The sequence below is a fragment of the Anoxybacillus sp. CHMUD genome, assembly GCF_013096965.1.
GTDB classification, from domain to species: Bacteria; Bacillota; Bacilli; order Bacillales; family Anoxybacillaceae; genus Anoxybacillus; species Anoxybacillus kestanbolensis_A.
In genome coordinates this window covers 36,150-53,921 of record NZ_SDLG01000006.1, presented here as the reverse complement: position 1 = coordinate 53,921, position 17,772 = coordinate 36,150, and the positions used below count along the sequence as shown (strand labels likewise).

The 17,772-nt window shown below is 43.3% G+C and carries 19 protein-coding genes; 3 read left to right on the top strand and 16 right to left on the bottom strand.

The window, feature by feature from the left end; all coding sequences use genetic code 11:
* The 14 genes from ETB99_RS05800 to prfA all read right to left on the bottom strand — a co-directional run bounded on the left by ETB99_RS05800 (position 1) and on the right by prfA (position 11,383).
* Positions 1 to 378: an ATP synthase subunit I gene (locus ETB99_RS05800; protein WP_171700152.1), complete on the bottom strand. Its 378-nt coding sequence runs from the start codon at positions 376 to 378 to the stop codon at positions 1 to 3.
* Positions 375 to 602 (bottom strand): AtpZ/AtpI family protein, encoded by a 228-nt coding sequence (locus ETB99_RS05795; protein ID WP_042535963.1) that lies wholly within the window; start codon positions 600 to 602, stop codon positions 375 to 377. Before ETB99_RS05795 ends, ETB99_RS05800 begins: the two co-directional genes overlap by 4 nt.
* A 151-nt stretch (positions 603 to 753) precedes the next feature.
* A complete protein-coding gene (wecB, locus tag ETB99_RS05790) occupies positions 754 to 1,905 on the bottom strand; it encodes a non-hydrolyzing UDP-N-acetylglucosamine 2-epimerase (protein WP_171700151.1) in 1,152 nt (383 codons plus the stop codon).
* 10 nt (positions 1,906 to 1,915) lie between these two features.
* Entirely contained in the window at positions 1,916 to 2,545 is a 630-nt protein-coding gene (gene upp / locus ETB99_RS05785; RefSeq protein ID WP_021095055.1) for a uracil phosphoribosyltransferase, read from the bottom strand.
* A 102-nt stretch (positions 2,546 to 2,647) separates the two neighbouring features.
* The gene (glyA, locus tag ETB99_RS05780; protein WP_171700150.1) at positions 2,648 to 3,883 is read right to left on the bottom strand and encodes a serine hydroxymethyltransferase; all 1,236 of its coding nucleotides are present in this window, start codon (positions 3,881 to 3,883) and stop codon (positions 2,648 to 2,650) included.
* Between the two features lie 72 nt (positions 3,884 to 3,955).
* On the bottom strand, positions 3,956 to 4,525 hold the full coding sequence (locus ETB99_RS05775; RefSeq protein ID WP_370642790.1) for a TIGR01440 family protein: 570 nt from the start codon (positions 4,523 to 4,525) through the stop codon (positions 3,956 to 3,958).
* 22 nt (positions 4,526 to 4,547) lie between these two features.
* On the bottom strand, positions 4,548 to 4,991 hold the full coding sequence (gene rpiB, locus ETB99_RS05770; RefSeq protein WP_004893029.1) for a ribose 5-phosphate isomerase B: 444 nt from the start codon (positions 4,989 to 4,991) through the stop codon (positions 4,548 to 4,550).
* A gap of 87 nt (positions 4,992 to 5,078) precedes the next feature.
* Positions 5,079 to 6,368: a methyl-accepting chemotaxis protein gene (locus ETB99_RS05765; protein ID WP_375153707.1), complete on the bottom strand. Its 1,290-nt coding sequence runs from the start codon at positions 6,366 to 6,368 to the stop codon at positions 5,079 to 5,081.
* Between the two features lie 17 nt (positions 6,369 to 6,385).
* Positions 6,386 to 6,823, bottom strand: a complete 438-nt coding sequence (locus ETB99_RS05760; protein WP_006320970.1) for a low molecular weight protein arginine phosphatase — start codon at positions 6,821 to 6,823, stop codon at positions 6,386 to 6,388.
* Positions 6,824 to 6,924: 101 nt separating this feature from the next.
* On the bottom strand, positions 6,925 to 7,470 hold the full coding sequence (locus ETB99_RS05755) for a manganese efflux pump MntP (RefSeq protein ID WP_077429167.1): 546 nt from the start codon (positions 7,468 to 7,470) through the stop codon (positions 6,925 to 6,927).
* A 62-nt stretch (positions 7,471 to 7,532) separates the two neighbouring features.
* Positions 7,533 to 8,594 (bottom strand): L-threonylcarbamoyladenylate synthase, encoded by a 1,062-nt coding sequence (locus ETB99_RS05750; protein ID WP_171700149.1) that lies wholly within the window; start codon positions 8,592 to 8,594, stop codon positions 7,533 to 7,535.
* A 148-nt stretch (positions 8,595 to 8,742) separates the two neighbouring features.
* Positions 8,743 to 9,375 (bottom strand): stage II sporulation protein R, encoded by a 633-nt coding sequence (gene spoIIR, locus ETB99_RS05745; RefSeq protein ID WP_171700148.1) that lies wholly within the window; start codon positions 9,373 to 9,375, stop codon positions 8,743 to 8,745.
* A 90-nt stretch (positions 9,376 to 9,465) separates the two neighbouring features.
* Positions 9,466 to 10,317, bottom strand: coding sequence for a peptide chain release factor N(5)-glutamine methyltransferase (gene prmC, locus ETB99_RS05740; RefSeq protein WP_171700147.1), 852 nt, complete (start codon positions 10,315 to 10,317; stop codon positions 9,466 to 9,468).
* On the bottom strand, positions 10,307 to 11,383 hold the full coding sequence (gene prfA, locus ETB99_RS05735; RefSeq protein ID WP_171700146.1) for a peptide chain release factor 1: 1,077 nt from the start codon (positions 11,381 to 11,383) through the stop codon (positions 10,307 to 10,309). The genes prmC and prfA overlap by 11 nt, the downstream gene beginning before the upstream one ends.
* Positions 11,384 to 11,630: 247 nt before the next feature.
* Between prfA and adhP the strand changes: the two genes are divergently transcribed.
* The 3 genes from adhP (at position 11,631) to ETB99_RS05720 (ending at position 14,608) form a co-directional block, all read left to right on the top strand.
* Entirely contained in the window at positions 11,631 to 12,641 is a 1,011-nt protein-coding gene (gene adhP / locus ETB99_RS05730; protein ID WP_128999593.1) for an alcohol dehydrogenase AdhP, read from the top strand.
* A gap of 62 nt (positions 12,642 to 12,703) precedes the next feature.
* Positions 12,704 to 14,224 (top strand): aldehyde dehydrogenase, encoded by a 1,521-nt coding sequence (gene adh, locus ETB99_RS05725; RefSeq protein ID WP_004893051.1) that lies wholly within the window; start codon positions 12,704 to 12,706, stop codon positions 14,222 to 14,224.
* A 54-nt stretch (positions 14,225 to 14,278) separates the two neighbouring features.
* On the top strand, positions 14,279 to 14,608 hold the full coding sequence (locus ETB99_RS05720) for a DUF779 domain-containing protein (RefSeq protein ID WP_171700145.1): 330 nt from the start codon (positions 14,279 to 14,281) through the stop codon (positions 14,606 to 14,608).
* Positions 14,609 to 14,670: 62 nt separating this feature from the next.
* Here ETB99_RS05720 and ETB99_RS05715 read toward each other — a convergent pair whose 3' ends face one another.
* Together ETB99_RS05715 and ETB99_RS05710 are read right to left on the bottom strand one after the other, a co-directional pair.
* Complete coding sequence (locus ETB99_RS05715) at positions 14,671 to 16,119, bottom strand: sigma-54-dependent transcriptional regulator (RefSeq protein ID WP_171700144.1); 1,449 nt, start codon at positions 16,117 to 16,119, stop codon at positions 14,671 to 14,673.
* Entirely contained in the window at positions 16,116 to 17,768 is a 1,653-nt protein-coding gene (locus ETB99_RS05710; RefSeq protein ID WP_171700225.1) for a sensor histidine kinase, read from the bottom strand. Before ETB99_RS05710 ends, ETB99_RS05715 begins: the two co-directional genes overlap by 4 nt.
* Positions 17,769 to 17,772 lie beyond the last annotated feature (4 nt).

Genomic DNA, 17,772 nt, shown 5'->3' with positions numbered 1-17,772 from the left:
TCACCTCTCTTCCTCTTTGTTTTTTTGGAAAAAGAAATCTATCATAATGACAACATAAGATGTCATTAATCCTACCACTATCCAAACGATCGATAAGTGTTCTGGATAACGCAACGCAAAAATGGCACCCAATGTAGCAGCCGCCATGCGTGAGAGCATGCCGAGTGAAACTACTCGTTCCCCTAGAATAACAGCTCGTCCTAGTCGCTCAACCCTTCTAATGAGCGTCCACGTATTAAATAAGCCGATAATCGTTCCAATAATTAAACTTAAAAATATTTTTTCGTATGACGAAAAACCCCATCCTAATACATAAAGTGCCAACAAATATAGTATGTACGATTTGTGACGTCGCCAATGTTGCTGCAGTTCGTTCATTTTTCCTCTCCTGAAAAAAATGAGCGAATGAGGCGAATCATCGCGTAAACACCAGCCGCTAAGCCGAGCAACAAGCCGACAATTAAAAAGAGCGGTTCGGTACCAAAGTGTTCGTCAACAAAACGTCCTCCAAAAATCCCAACTAAGACGGACCCGACAAGCTGGGAAGATATCCCCGTCATCAAGCCGATTGCCCGAAACGGATGGCGCTCACGTTGCCGCATACGAAAGCCTCACTTTTCATTTTCAGAATTTACTGTATTTTAAAAAAGGTTATCCTTATCCCCTTGTAAGCATACAATAGCGAAAACTCGATGTCAATGCGTTCGGTCACAAAAGTAGGGAAAATTTTTGGTAGAAAAAAGGGATGCGTCATCACATCCCTTTTTCGTGTTGAAATGGCGTCGGAGGAACATCGCTTTGCCCGAAATAATAACGAATCGCTTCAACAATCCGCATTGATGCCCATCCGTCACCGTACGGATTTGACGCTTTCGCCATTTGGTCATATGCTTTTTCGTCCGTCAGTAGCTCGCTAGCTAACTTGTAAATCGTTTGTTCGTCCGTTCCAGCTAATTTTAGCGTTCCCGCCTCGATCCCTTCCGGACGCTCTGTCGTATCGCGCAACACGAGGACAGGCACACCGAGAGAAGGCGCTTCTTCTTGAACGCCGCCTGAATCGGTTAAAATCATATATGCACGGGCTGCGAAGTTATGGAAATCCACGACATCTAACGGCTCGATTAAATGAATGCGTTCATCGTCTCCTAATATCTCATTCGCCAATTCGCGAACGACCGGATTTAAATGAACGGGATAAACAACTTGAACGTCGCGGTAATCGTCTACGAGCCGTTTAATCGCCCGGAACATATTGCGCATCGGTTCACCGAGGTTTTCGCGGCGATGCGCCGTCAGTAAAATCATACGGCTTCCCGCTACCTTTTCTAAAATCGGGTGGGTATACGTGTCGCGCACCGTCGTTTTTAACGCGTCAATCGCGGTGTTGCCGGTAATAAAAATGGCGTCGTCCCGCTTGTTTTCTGCTCGTAAATTTTCCGCCGCTTTCGCTGTCGGAGCAAAATGCAAATCAGCTAATACCCCCGTTAATTGGCGATTCATTTCTTCTGGAAACGGCGAGTATTTATTCCACGTTCTTAACCCCGCTTCCACGTGCCCAACAGCAATTTGGTTGTAAAATGCCGCTAGACTCGCGACAAATGTCGTTGTCGTGTCGCCGTGGACGAGCACGATGTCGGGCTTTACTTTTTTCATGACGTCGTCTAAACCAGCAAGCGCCCTTGTCGTAATATCGACAAGCGTTTGACGCTCTTTCATAATGTTTAGGTCGTAATGTGGTTGAATACCGAAAATATCGAGCACTTGATCAAGCATTTGGCGATGTTGTGCTGTCACAGTTACAATCGACTCAATATCTTCGTATTTTTGCAATTCTAACACGAGCGGAGCCATTTTAATCGCTTCCGGTCTCGTTCCGAAAATGGTCATGACTTTTCGTTTTCCCATTATGCTCACCTTACTTCGTCCCAAACAGACGGTCTCCAGCATCGCCAAGACCTGGTACGATATAGCCGTGATCGTTTAATTTTTCGTCTAATGCAGCGATATAAATGTCGACGTCTGGATGCGCTTGTTGCACCGCTTCGACTCCTTCTGGTGCGGCGATTAAACACATAAACTTAATGTTTTTCGCCCCGCGTTTTTTGAGGGCATGAATCGCCTCAACAGCTGATCCCCCTGTCGCAAGCATCGGGTCGACAACAATAAAGTCGCGCTCTTCGACGTCTGTCGGAAGCTTCACGTAATATTCAACCGGCTTTAACGTCTCTGGATCGCGATACAATCCAATATGCCCTACTTTAGCAGCTGGAATGAGCTTTAAAATGCCGTCTACCATTCCGATTCCTGCACGTAAAATCGGGATGATACCTAATTTTTTCCCTGCGATCACTTTCGCTCTCGCTTTGCTAACAGGTGTTTCAATGTCAACTTCTTGAAGCGGCAAATCGCGCGTAATTTCAAACGCCATAAGCGTCGCCACTTCTTCGACAAGCTCGCGAAACTCTTTTGTTCCTGTATGTTTATCACGAATGTATGTAAGCTTATGTTGAATTAACGGATGATCAAATACGTACACTTTACTCATGTCAGTCGCCCCTTTTTTTCATATGCATTCTTGTAAATTTTACATAAAAACAAACGAGGATTCAACTTACGATTTAAAGAAAAAGGTGCCCCGATGGACACCTTATACGTACAGTGGAAATTTTTCAGTTAATGCAGCAACGCGACGGCGCGCTTCGTCTAATTTTTGTTCATCGTCTTTATGTTTGAGCGCAATCGAAATGATGCGCGCAATTTCATCCATTTCTTCAAGCCCAAAGCCACGGCTTGTTACCGCTGCTGTACCGATGCGAATGCCGCTTGTGACAAACGGGCTTTCTGGGTCATATGGAATCGTGTTTTTATTGACTGTAATACCGATCTCATCGAGCACTTTTTCAGCCACTTTTCCTGTTAATCCGATGGAACGGAGGTCAATGAGCAATAAATGGTTGTCCGTTCCGCCAGAAACGAGCGTAAACCCTTCTGCTACGAGCGCTTCCGCTAAACGTTTCGCATTGTTTACAATGTTTTGCGCATACGTTTTGAAATCGTCTTGTAACGCCTCACCGAGCGCCACAGCTTTTGCAGCGATCACATGCATAAGCGGACCACCTTGAATGCCCGGGAAAATCGCTTTATCAATTTGTTTAGCAAACTGTTCTTGACATAAAATCATGCCTCCACGCGGACCGCGTAACGTTTTATGCGTTGTTGTCGTGACAAAATGGGCATACGGCACAGGATTTGGATGCAACCCTGCCGCGACAAGTCCGGCAATGTGGGCCATATCGACCATGAAATAGGCGCCTACTTCATCAGCGATTTCACGGAACTTCGCAAAGTCAATCGTGCGCGGATATGCGCTTGCCCCAGCAACGATTAATTTCGGTTTATGCTTTAATGCTTTTTCACGAACGTCATCGTAATTAATACGGTGCGTTTCTGGATCAACGCCGTATTCAATGAAATTGTATTGAATACCGCTAAAATTCACCGGGCTTCCGTGCGTTAAATGCCCGCCGTGCGATAAGTTCATGCCAAGCACAGTATCCCCATGTTGTAAAATTGTAAAATATACCGCCATGTTCGCTTGTGCCCCTGAGTGTGGTTGAACATTTGCATGCTCCGCTCCGAACAATTGTTTTGCACGTTCGCGCCCAAGCTCTTCCACGACGTCAACATGTTCACAACCGCCGTAATAGCGACGGCCTGGATATCCTTCAGCATACTTGTTCGTTAATACTGATCCTTGCGCTTCCATCACCGCTTCACTAACGAAGTTTTCCGATGCAATCAATTCAATTTTCGTTTGTTGTCGTTTTAACTCATCTTGAATAGCTTGAAATACTTGCGGATCTTGCTGTGACAAGCGACTCATTGACAATCCTCCCCTAAAGTGTGAATATTCTTTTTTATCTTAACACATTTTCAAATGAAAAAGTGAACAAATTTAACCGATCGAACATGATTTGTTCGCCTTTTCTTCTGAATAGACGGCGCGTTCGCCTCCGATGAGCTTCGGTCTCGTTTTCGCAAATGTAACGATCGCATGTCCGATTTGCTTAATCGATGTGCGGACAGGAACCGCCACATGTTTTAAATGCATACCAATTAATGTAGCACCGATATCAATGCCAGCATCTGCTCGAATATGTTCAACGACAACAGGATCATGAAGTTGCGTATATGCGTATGCCGCCATTGCGCCACCCGCGTTGCGAACAGGAATGACGCTCACAATTTCCAGCTGCTTTGTCACAGCGGTTTGTCGTTCCACTACTAATGCCCGGTTTAAATGTTCACAACATTGAAACGCAAGCTGCACTCCTGTTTCATCGCGCCATTGTTTCAGTTCTTGAAACAACATCGCCGCCACATCCATCGTTCCCGCTGTTCCGATTTTTTCTCCAATGACTTCACTTGTACTGCAACCAATGACGACAACGTCATGATTCGTTAGCGGCACTTGCGCACGAAACTCAGCAAGCGCCTTTTGCCATTGACTACGCCATTGTTCCATGTCCGTCACGATACTCCCACCTTTATTGCTCGTTTTCATAAGCGGAAATTTTTTGAATGCGTTTTTCGTGACGACCTCCTTCAAATGGGGTTGTCAGCCATACTTTGGCAATTTCGCGCGCCAATCCCGGTCCGATGACGCGTTCGCCCATCGCTAATATATTGCTGTCGTTATGTTCGCGCGTTGCTTTTGCACTAAATACGTCATGAACGAGCGCACAACGAATGCCTTTCACTTTATTTGCAGCAATGCTCATGCCAATACCTGTTCCGCAAATTAATATTCCGCGGTCAAATTCACCGTTCGCTACTTTTTGTGCGACCGGCAACGCATAGTCTGGATAATCGACCGACGTTTCACATTCACATCCAAAATCTGTATATTCAATTCCCATTTCATCCATGAGTTTTTTAATTTCCTCGCGAATACGAATGCCACCATGGTCTGATGCGATTGCTACTTTCACGTTTGAACCCCTCCTTATCGTTATAAAGAAAAAACCGTCTCTCTTCATTTTAACGGGTCGAGACGGTCTTTTCATCATTTATTATGCTTATAAACGAAAACGGGCAATCGTTTGTTTTAATTTTTCTGCTTGCTCACCAAGTTCTGTTGCTAGTTCACGCATGCTTTCGATGACCGCGGTTTGCTCTTGTGTTGCCGCTGTCACTTCTTCCGCCCCAGCGGATGTTTGTTCGGCAATCGCAGCCACTTCTTGCGATTGAACAGATGTTTGTTGAATGTATTTCGTTTGTTCATCAACAAGTTGGGCAATTTGTTTGACCGCATCTGCTACTTCATGAATGGATGCACTCATGTGCGAAATCGCTTCATTTGTCTCGTTTCCTTTTTTCGCTTCATCATTTGCTTTTTTTACTTGCTCCGTAATTTGGCTAACGACGTTGGCTACTTCATGTTGAATGTTTTGAACGAGCTCAGAAATGCCTTGTACCGCCTTAGCACTTTCATCCGCTAACTTTCTTACTTCTTCCGCAACGACCGCAAATCCTTTCCCGTGTTCACCAGCGCGCGCGGCTTCAATCGAAGCGTTTAATGCTAGTAAATTCGTCTGTCCTGCAATATCCCCAACAAGCGAAATAATTTGTCCTACTTCTTTCGCATGATCTTCTAAGCGTCGCACGACATGTAGCGAAGCTTCGTTGTTTTTCGCTAATTGTTGAATGCCAGCGATGAGCGAACCGATGACGCGACGGCTTTCTTCAAGCTTTGCAACCATCTCCGTCGACAGTTTTTCCGATTGCATCGCTTTTTGTTGTACGTTTCCTGCGATCGCTAATACATCTTCTACTGCTTCCGCTGTCGTTTGCATCGCCACCGCGGAATTATCCGCTCCTTTTGAAATTTCATCAATCGTGCGCGCGATGTTTTCCGCTTGTTCCGCCGCAACTCGAGACACGTTTGTCATCTCGACAACTTTTTCATTCGTATGGGCAAAATTTTGTTGAATGTTTTGCACGATTTCGCGTAAACTGCGCAACATATCGTTAAATGCAAGCGCAAGCGAACGAATTTCATCATCCGACTTTGGCACAGGTACATCTTGTCCAATTTCCCCTTCTGCTGCTTTTAACGCCGCTTGTTCAAGTTGAGAAAGTGGTTTCGTAATGAACCGCGCCGCATAATATGCCAATACACCAGACCAAAAAATACCGAGCAATAGCGTTAAAATGGTAAACGTATTTTCCCCAAACGGAAGCCATTGTTTGACGTAGTCATAGAGCACATAAATATAAAAGGCGCTTGTTGAATACGTAATGATCGCTAATACCGTTGTGAAAATGGCTAGCTTTTTTTGTAAGCTAAATGTGTATTTTCCCCCCATCATACATCCCCCTTGCGTTATAGCTTTTCATGTAGCTTTTCAATTGCTTGTTCGAGCTCATCGCGCGTTTGACGATACACGTCAATCGAGCCCCCAAATGGATCGATAACGTCTTTGCTGTCACCAAGAAATTCGTACAACGTAAACGTTTTTCCTTCTGCTTCCGGAAAACGAGACAACACATGTTGCTTGTGACTTTCGGTCATCGTCAATACATACGTTGCCCAGTCAATATGTTCTTTTGTTAGCAACGAAGCACGATGGTCGACATCGATCCCTTTTTCAGCGAGCACCGCTTTCGCATGTTGTGACGCATCGCTCCCCTCAAACGCAAAAACGCCAGCTGACCTCACTTGTACGTGCGGCAGTTGTTTATGTCTAAGTAGCGCCTCCGCCATCGGACTTCGACACGTATTTCCTGTGCATACAAACAAAACGTTCGTTTGACTCACCATTCACACCTCGCATCATTTCCCACATGTTTACTATTATTATAAAGCAAACCGTAAGACAAAATATAGAGTAAAAAAGAAAAAAGAACTGGAAACGCCCCAGCTCATAAAGGAAATAATAGTTTACATGCAAATAAAAGTAAAATGGCACCACCTAACGCCTCGCTATATGTCCCTAACCAACGTTGAAAGCGACGCCCAAGAAGCAACCCTATCCACGTTAACACCATGCTCGTCAAGCCGAATGCGGTCACAGCGAGCACCATTTCCACCCCATAAATCCCTAAACTTAACCCGACGGAAAAACTGTCAAGGCTAACGCTAAACGCAAATAAAAACAAACCGATGCCAACAGGCCTCAGCCAACGTTCTTGTTCATGATGGAAGGAAGCGATGACCATTTGCACACCGAGAATAAACAACAATGCTCCTCCGATATATGTCGCTGCATGCCCTAATTGAATAGATAACAACCGACCGATCGTCATCCCAGCTAAAGGCATGACAACATGAAAAAAGCCTACCGTTGCTCCAATATAGGCAATTTGCTTCAAACGAAGCTGAAGCAATCCCATGCCGAGGCTGACTGAAAATGCATCCATCCCCAACGCAAATGCCATCATCGCTAATGTGATCATTTCCCCAATCATACAAATGCCTCCTTAGGACGTGCCCTCACGTTAACATATGCACGCGCTAAGGAGTTTAGACGTTATTTTTCCATCATTTGCTCATGCCCCGCTGCTTTTAATAGACGATTCATAATAGCGGCACCGATTCCTTCGTTCGGAAAAGCCTCGCTATAAATAATATCGACATTCGTTTGATCGAACGTTCGTAACGCATCATATAGCTGTTGAGCGACCGTGCGTAAATCGCTACGTTGTCCACACGAAATAATGGTATCCGCTTCATACGTATGACGTCCTTCTTCCGTCGTTAACACACCCACTTTAAAACCGTTGGCACGTTTTTCATTGACGAGCTGTTGTAAAAACGTAGAAGAACCGTGCACAACAACGAGCGGAGCTTTCGGGGCGTAATGTGTATATTTCATGCCCGGAGATTTTGGCACCGCTTCTTTTTCCACAAGCGCACGATCGATATCCACAACCCCAATCACTTGTTCAATGTCTTCTTTCGTCACACCACCCGGTCGTAAAATGGTCGGGATCGATGTCGTACAGTCAATGACCGTTGATTCAACCCCAACACCCGTCGGCCCTCCGTCAACAATGGCGGCAATCCGTCCATCTAAATCATCAAGCACATGTTTGGCTGTCGTCGGACTCGGTCTCCCTGAACGATTGGCGCTCGGTGCTGCGATCGGAAGCCCGCCTGCTTTGATAAGCGCAAGGGCAATCGGATGGTTCGGCATGCGCACCGCAACCGTATTTAACCCTGCTGTTACGCGCGGAGAGACTGCTTCTTTTTTTGGGAGAACGAGCGTTAATGGACCAGGCCAAAAATGCTCTATCAATGTGTATGCAACAGGAGGAATGTCGCAAGCAATATCATGCAACTGCTCCGTTGTCGCAATGTGAACAATAAGTGGATTATCGCTCGGTCTCCCTTTCGCTACAAAAATGTTTTCCACAGCTGCTGTGGACATGGCGTTCGCTCCAAGACCATACACCGTTTCTGTCGGAAAAGCAACAAGCTCGCCTCGTTGTAAATACGCTGCGGCCTGTTTCACTTGTGGACAACTGTTTAACTCATCCACATTTTTATCCACAAAAAACACATGTGTTTTCAATGCTTTCACCTCATACATATTCAAGTTGCTTGTTTGTTGATTGACATTTTACAAGCATTCCACAGCCAATTCTTTCATGAGTATAAAAGATTCATACAAAATACTCAACAATTGTCCACAAATTGTGGATATGTTATTGCTTTTTGTTGATAATTTTGTGGATATGTTATTGCATAAGCTTTTTCCATACTTCTGCAACGAAAAATTTCACTTCTACTTGCTGTTCATCTTCCACAACGAGCGGTTGTTCAGTCATTTGTTCGATCGGTGTCTCTCGTTCCACTTGTTTTTCCACAGGACGAACGGCTTCACCTGTGGAGAAGTCGAGAAAACAGAGCGGTGGGAATAAAACACACCACCAATTCGCTCCTTCTCCTTTTCCTAGCGTAATTAATACCGCTTCGTATTCACCTGCTGGATATACATACGAGCCGTATATTTTCGTTGGAAATGATACACGTCCAAACGTCACGTTGTACGACTGATTGCTCTTTTTTTCTTGAAGAACACGAGCGACCGTTTGCTCAATGTCTGGCACATGTTGGGCAATAACTTGCTTTGCTTCTTCAAATGACGTCAAATCGCTTACCCATGTCGTAATTTGTTTATTTACTTCGTCGCGAACTGCACGCTTTAATGCTTGATCTTCCGGCGAATCGCTATTTGCTAAAATGCGCAACCGTACCGCTTCGTTTGGAATCACAACATCGCTTTGCGCCTCTGTTTGTTGGCTATACATCGTCACAAGCGCACCGATCATAATCATTGTTATATATAAAATAATCACGTATTTATTCATCGTTTATCTCCCCTTTCTTGTTATGCAGTGTAACCAGAAAAGGAGTTTCATAAACTATGAAAATGAAAAAATATAAAAAAGCTTCCGATGTTACTCGGAAGCGAGATCGGCGATGACGATGCGCTCCTTGCTGTTTATGTCAAAAAGGACGTCAACATGCGCGGAAGGAAATGTTTGTTGTAACATCGTTTGTACCGCCTGCCCTTGTCCGTGCCCGATTTCAAATGCAATAAGTGCTTGCGAGGTAACTACATGTGGCAATTGTTCCATCAAGCGACGATAAAACAACAAGCCGTCTTCGCCACCGACAAGCGCACGAAGCGGTTCTTTTTGTACGACGGGCGATAGCGCTGGAACGTCAGACGCTGGGATGTACGGCGGATTAGAAACGACAACATCCACTTGTATGCCACGGTCGATGATCGGTTGCAGTAAATCCCCTTCGAGCCAATGAACGCAAGCACCAAGCTGATTGGCATTTCGCGCCGCCACTTCCAGCGACGAAGCGGCAATATCAATGCCATACACTTGCCATGTTGGCCGTTCTAACGATAACGTAATCGCAATCGCTCCGCTACCTGTTCCGACATCAACGACGGAAAGCGCTTTTTCGGTTGTGCGGGCAAGCACGTGAGAAACGAGCTCTTCTGTTTCCGGGCGCGGAATTAATACGTGTTCGTTGACGATAAACGTTCGACCGTAAAACTGTTCATGTCCGATGATATATTGAATCGGTATATGTTCAAGCGCATGTTTTTTTACATCGGCGATAAATGTTTGCTTGCTCGTTTCATCAATTGGTTCACGCAACGAAGCAAATAATTGTGCGCGCGTCATGTGCAAATGGTGGCGCAACAACCATTCTGCAGCCGTTTCTTCTTTGCCGTGCTCTCGGAAAAAAGAAGAAGCCCATTGAAGGACTTCATATATTTTACTGCTCATTGTTCGCTTGCTCCAATTTTTTCGATTGATCGTCTAAAATGAGCGCATCAATAATTTCGTCTAGCTTTCCTTCTAACACTTGATCAAGCTTTTGAATCGTCAAGCCGATGCGATGATCGGTCACGCGGTTTTGCGGGAAGTTGTATGTGCGAATGCGCTCGGAGCGATCTCCTGTTCCAACGGCTTGTTTGCGCGTTTGATCATACTCCGCACGCGCTTCTTGTTGGTATTTATCGTAAATGCGCGCACGCAATACTTTCATCGCTTTTTCTTTATTTTTAATTTGCGACTTTTCGTCTTGGCACGAGACGACAATTCCTGTTGGAATGTGCGTTAAACGAACCGCTGACATCGTCGTGTTGACGCTCTGTCCACCCGGACCACTCGAAGCAAACGTATCGACACGAATGTCTTTTTCGTTAATTTCAATTTCGATTTCTTCCATCTCCGGCAAGCACGCTACCGTCGCTGTCGACGTATGGATACGTCCGCCTGACTCCGTCTCCGGTACGCGCTGGACGCGATGGGCACCGTTTTCGAACTTCAGCTTCGAATACGCTCCTTTTCCTTGAATCATAAAAATGATTTCTTTATAGCCGCCAAGTCCTGTCGGATGTGCTTCAATGACTTCTGTTTTCCATCCTTGCGACTCGGCATAGCGCGTGTACATGCGGTATAAATCGCCTGCAAAAAGCGCTGCTTCCTCTCCACCTGCCGCTCCGCGAATTTCCATAATAACGTTTTTATCATCGTTCGGATCTTTCGGAAGCAACAATACTTTTAGCTTTTCAATAAGCTGCTCTTCACGCTCTTCTAGTTCGCTAATTTCTTCTTTCACCATTTCGCGCATATCTGGATCGAGCTTTTCTTCAAGCATCGCTTTCGCATCCGCAAGCTGCTCACGCACCGTTTTATATTCACGATACGTTTGGACAGTCTCAGCTAAATCGGATTGCTCTTTTGAGTAATCACGCAACTTTTTCGGATCATTTAACACATCTGGATCCATTAATAGTTCATTTAATTTTTCATAACGGGCTTCTACCGCTTGTAAACGGTCAAACACAATATTCACCCCTATCCATGTTCCATACACAGTCTAATTTATAATTGTACTACATTTTAATGAAATAAGAAAGTCCATTTAAAATTGTTACAATTTTGTGAACGAAATATCGTTTATTTGGGAAAAATGGACAAAAATTCGGCAATATATATTAGTTTATGCCTATTTTCATAGTTAATTAAAGTTGGCATGATTTTTGCTTGAATAATATGCGAACGAAAAATTTTTTGAAAGGGGAGCTGGAGAAATGAAAGCTGCAGTCGTTCACGAGTTCAAACAAAAGCTAAGCATCGAAGAGGTAGAAAAACCAAAGTTAGGGTACGGTGAGGTACTTGTCAAAATCGAGGCTTGCGGAGTATGCCACACCGATTTACATGCGGCTCATGGGGACTGGCCAATTAAACCTAAACTCCCTCTCATCCCCGGTCATGAAGGAGTTGGAGTCGTTGTCGAAATAGGAGAGGGAGTCAAAACGATAAAAATTGGTGATCGGGTTGGTGTTCCATGGCTATATTCAGCGTGTGGGGAGTGTGAATATTGCCTAAGTGGACAAGAAACACTTTGTCCACATCAATTAAATGGCGGCTACTCAGTAGACGGTGGATATGCGGAATATTGCAAGGCCCCAGCAAACTATGTAGCAAAAATACCTGAAAATCTAGATCCGGTAGAAGTCGCACCTATTCTTTGCGCTGGGGTGACCACATATAAAGCTTTAAAAGTATCGAATGCCAAACCAGGTGACTGGGTTGCCATTTACGGGATTGGTGGGTTAGGCCATATCGCTTTACAATATGCTAAAGCCATGGGGTTCAATGTTGTTGCTGTAGACATTAGCGATGAAAAAATAGAACTCGCAACAAAATTAGGAGCAGATATTGCTGTTAACGGACTAGAAGAGGATCCGGTAACGGCAATCCGTGAAAAAGTGGGCGGGGTTCAGGCTGCTATTAGTGTTGCTGTGACAAAAAAAGCCTTTGAACAAGCTTATCAGTCTGTTAAGCGTGGGGGGTGCCTTGTTGTTGTGGGCTTACCTAACGATGAATTACCAATACCGATTTTTGATACTGTCTTAAATGGTATTACAGTAAAAGGATCGATCGTAGGAACAAGAAAAGACATGCAGGAAGCATTAGATTTTGCGGCTCGAGGGAAAGTTCGTCCAATCGTGGAAGCTGTTCCGTTAGATAAGGTCAATGAAGTATTCGAGAGAATGGAGAAGGGACAGATCAACGGACGTGTTGTTTTAACTTTGTAAAAATCATAAGGGAACGGGGGCACCATCCCCCAATCTAAAAGTTTAAAAGGGGAGGAATTTACATGATTTACGCCCAACCGGGACAACCTGGTTCACTCATTACATTCAAAAAGAGATATGAAAATTTCATCGGTGGGGAATGGGTCCCGCCAATAGATGGGGAATATTTTGAAAACATTTCACCTGTTACTGGACAAGTATATTGCGAGGTCCCTCGTTCAAAAGCTGCTGATATTGAATTAGCACTCGACGCAGCTCATGCAGCGAAAGAAGCATGGGGACGTACATCTGTTGCTGAACGGGCGCGTCTGCTCAATAAAATCGCAGACCGAATGGAAGAAAACTTAGACATGCTTGCCGTGGCGGAAACGTGGGAAAATGGAAAGCCGATTCGTGAAACACGTGCGGCTGACATTCCTCTAGCTATTGATCATTTCCGCTATTTTGCCGGCTGCATTCGCGCTGAGGAAGGCACGTTGGCAGAGATTGACGCGGATACCGTCGCTTATCATTTTAAAGAGCCGCTCGGCGTTGTCGGACAAATTATTCCATGGAATTTCCCAATTTTAATGGCGGCTTGGAAACTCGCACCTGCTTTAGCTGCTGGCAACTGCGTTGTACTAAAGCCAGCTGAACAAACACCGACATCGATTCTCGTGCTGATCGAACTCATTCAAGATTTACTACCAAAAGGCATTGTGAATGTCGTCAATGGATTTGGTCTTGAAGCTGGCAAACCGCTCGCTTCCAACCCACGTATCGCAAAAGTTGCCTTTACCGGCGAAACGACGACGGGACGTCTCATTATGCAGTATGCATCTCAAAACTTAATTCCGGTCACACTTGAACTTGGGGGAAAATCACCAAACATTTTCTTCGCCGATGTCGCTGCGAAAGATGACGAATTTTTTGATAAAGCGCTTGAAGGATTTACAATGTTCGCTCTAAACCAAGGGGAAGTTTGTACATGCCCTTCGCGTGCATTAATCGAAGAATCCATTTACGATGTATTTATGGAACGAGCATTAGAGCGAGTCAAACAAATTAAACAAGGCAACCCGCTCGATACGAGCACAATGATCGGTGCTCAAGCCTCGTCCGAACAGCTAGAAAAAATTTTGTCATACATTGATATCGGTAAACAAGAAGGAGCTGAACTTCTCATCGGTGGCGAACGCAACATGTTAGAAGGGGATTTACAAGGTGGTTATTATATGAAGCCAACCGTCTTTAAGGGACATAATCGGATGCGTATTTTCCAAGAAGAAATTTTCGGTCCCGTTGTTTCCGTCACAACGTTTAAGGATCAAGATGAAGCGTTATCGATTGCCAATGATACATTATACGGACTTGGTGCCGGAATATGGACGCGCGATATAAATACCGCATACCGATTTGGTCGCGGCATTCAAGCTGGACGCGTTTGGACGAATTGTTATCACACTTATCCGGCTCATGCAGCGTTTGGTGGATATAAAATGTCAGGAATCGGTCGTGAAACGCACAAAATGATGCTCGAACATTACCAACAAACGAAAAACTTACTTGTTAGCTATTCGCCGAAAAAACTTGGATTTTTCTAATCGTTCAGGCAGCGTCTCAAAAGCGCTGCCTTTTTTGAAAGGAGCTGATTGTGCATGCAACCGAAAGTAGTAGCGACCGAAGCTGCGCTACAACTTATCGAAAAATTAAAAGAAACATACGGTCCGCTTATGTTTCATCAATCTGGTGGTTGTTGTGATGGAAGCTCACCGATGTGTTATCCACAAGGGGAGTTTATCATCGGGGACTCAGACGTATTGCTTGGCGAAATCGGAGGATGCCCATTTTATATGCACGCTGCGCAATACGAATATTGGAAACATACCCAATTGATTATTGATGTTGTACCTGGCCGCGGTGGCATGTTTTCACTTGAAGGGCGCGAAGGAGTACGTTTTTTAACAAGGTCGAGGAGAATTAATTGAGAACACACTCTTTTGTGACGTTGTTATGCTTATTGTACAGAGGGGATCAGATCAAAAGTGATCTACAACTTTGAATCTGATCCCTTTTCTTTTAGTAAGTACCTTAACTTTCGGACTGTAATATTTAAGCGCTCCGCTGCTTCTTTTCTGTTCCCAATAGTTTCTTTTAGCGTCTTCATAATAAACGAACGACTCATCTCTACCTCCATCTCCTTGACTAAAGAAAGCACATATTCAAGATCCACTTTTTCATTGCTTCTCCACATGGACAAAACGTGGGTTACCCATTGTTGCAAATATACCTCGAAGTCTAATTCCTTTTTCTTGTCTTGCTCATCATCCGCTCGCTTCAAAGGTAGTGAAACCTTTAATTTTTCAGGTAAATATGAAGGAGTAATAACAGCTGTTTCTCCTTCTGCTAATGTTACTGCTCGTTTGACAACATTAAATAACTCTCTTACATTTCCAGGCCAATAATATTGTCTCATACAAGCAATACTATCCTCAGAAAATGACATAGAAATATTTAACTTTTTCAAAAAGTACTCAACGAGAAGCGGCAAATCTTCCAGACGTTCACGAAGTGGTGGGATAGTCAACTTCACAACATCAAGGCGATAGAGCAAATCTTCCCGAAAGTTTCTTTCCTCCACCGCCTTAGCAAGATTTACATGAGTTGCGGCAATAATACGTGCATTTGTTTTCCGAACTGTTTCACCACCGACTCGCATATATTCCCCCGTCTCTAATACCCTCAACAACTTTACTTGTGTAGCAAGCGAAGCTTCACCGATTTCATCTAAGAACAACGTACCACGGTTAGCAATTTCGAAAATTCCCTTTTTTTCTTTTACTGCTCCCGTAAATGCTCCCTTTTCGTAGCCAAACAGTTCACTTTCCAATAATGTTTCTGAAACCGCACCACAATTAACCCCAACAAAAGGATGATCATATCGCATACTAGCACTATGGATAAAATGAGCAAGAACTTCTTTTCCTGTACCTGTTTCTCCTTCGATAAGTACATTTACATTTTTCTTTGCGATTTTATATGCAAACTTTAATAAATCATTCATCTCTTTATTCGTTCCAACGATAAACCCAAGCGTTTCAGCTAACTTATACATATCATTTTGTGTCGAAGTAACACCGCTATACAACAAACCATCAATTAGTTGTTCCAGTTGATCAATATCGTCAAATGGTTTTTCCACATAGTCACTTGCCCCGTATTTGATTGCTTCCACCGCTGTTTTTACAGTACTATAGCCCGTCATCACCACAACTTTGCAAAAAGGAAGTGAAACCCTCAGTTGCTTTAACAAATCTAGCCCATTTGTATCCGGCAACTTCACATCAATTAATGCCAAATCAAAGTGATGCTGTCTAATAAGTTCGGAAAAGTCTTTTCCACTAAATCCAATCTTTACACTATAGCCCTTTCCCTCCAAAAAATGACTAAAAAATGTACCTACCTCACGCTCATCATCAATGACTAAAATACTTTTCATTCATTTTCCTCCTTCACTGCGCAAGGAATCTTTAAGCAAAATTCACTTCCTCTACCTAGCTTACTAACTACCTCAATGGTCCCACCGTGTGCTTCTGCAATACCTAAGCTGACCGAGAGACCAAGACCTGTCCCCTTCCCCGGTCTCTTAGTTGTAAAAAATGGATTAAAAATTTCTTGCAAATGTTGCTCTGCAATTCCTTTTCCATTGTCCCTAACACATAGAACGGCCCATTGTTTCTCGTTCTCGATAAATTGTTTCGTTTCAATCACAATTACCTTTCGATCACTTTCCACTTCTTCCAATGCATCTTTTGCATTGATTAAAAAGTTTAAAATAACTTGTCCAATTTGCTGTATGTTTGCTTCGATCAAACCCAACGAACTATCTAGTTTTTTTTGAATCCTAATATTCTGTTTTTGAATTTGATCTCCAATTAACCCTAAAACTTGCTCAACAGCTTCATTTATAGAACACAATTCAAATACATATTCATCCTGTCTAGAAAACGTCAATAAGTTTTGAATAATGCTTTTGCACCGTTTCCCACATAAATGGATATCATACAATAATTTATACGAACGGTCATCTTTCTTAATTGATCGTAACAACAATTGTGCATTACCAAGAATTGCAGTTAGTGGATTGTTTAGTTCATGTGCAATGCCAGCTGCCATCTCCCCAATAGCAGCAAGTTTCCCAGACTGAATAAGTTGCGCTTCAATCTGTAATTTTTCAGTAATATCATTGATGTAAATAATAATCGCATACATTTTTTGTTGTTCGTTCCATACAGGATAAGAATGAAACTCACAAACACGTTGCTGGATATAAAATTGACGATGGACAGGTTTTTTGGTTTCTATCATTTCAACAATCGGACTTTCCTTAAAATTTATCGATAGTAACTCACAAATATTTATGTTATATAGATTCATTGAAAAAAAAGCTTTAGCTGCATCATTATATTTCAAAATATTCCCTTCTAAATCAACAACGAATATCATTTCGGAGACTGCCCGAAACGTTTCCTCCCATTCTTTTTTACTTGTCAGCACTTCATTGTAAAGGCGAACATTTTCAATACAGACTGCCAATTGGTCACCAAACTGTTGAAAAAAAGAGAGATCAGATTCGTCGTACATAATCACCTCCTCACTACCAATACTTAGCAAACCAATAACTTGCGCCTTTCTCATAAGCGGGATAAGTAGTATGCTACGAATTCCTAGTGCTTGGTATATCTTATTTTCAAAAAATGCTTTCTCTTCTTGTACTTGATAGAACATTTTCTCAAGTGATTGCATTACTTTCCAGTAAAGAGAATGCTCTTTTGGCACCACAAATCCAACTGGAAAATATAAATCTTGTTCTGGATATACGTTCGTTAATATAAGTTGCTCTTGTTCATATAGCAACAAGCTAATTCGCCCTATAGGGAAAATCTCTTTTAGTTTGTCAAACGTATTTTTCAGCATATCATCGATCGACATGTCGATATTAAAGCTCTTTGTAATATCATTGATGATTTCTAACTGCATATTCTTCTTTTTTAACTCATTTACCATTTTTTTTAATTCGGTATAGTAGCTCTTCTTTGAAGATTGTACCCCTGTTAATAAGTTGATGATTTGTTGCCTATCTCTCATCGCA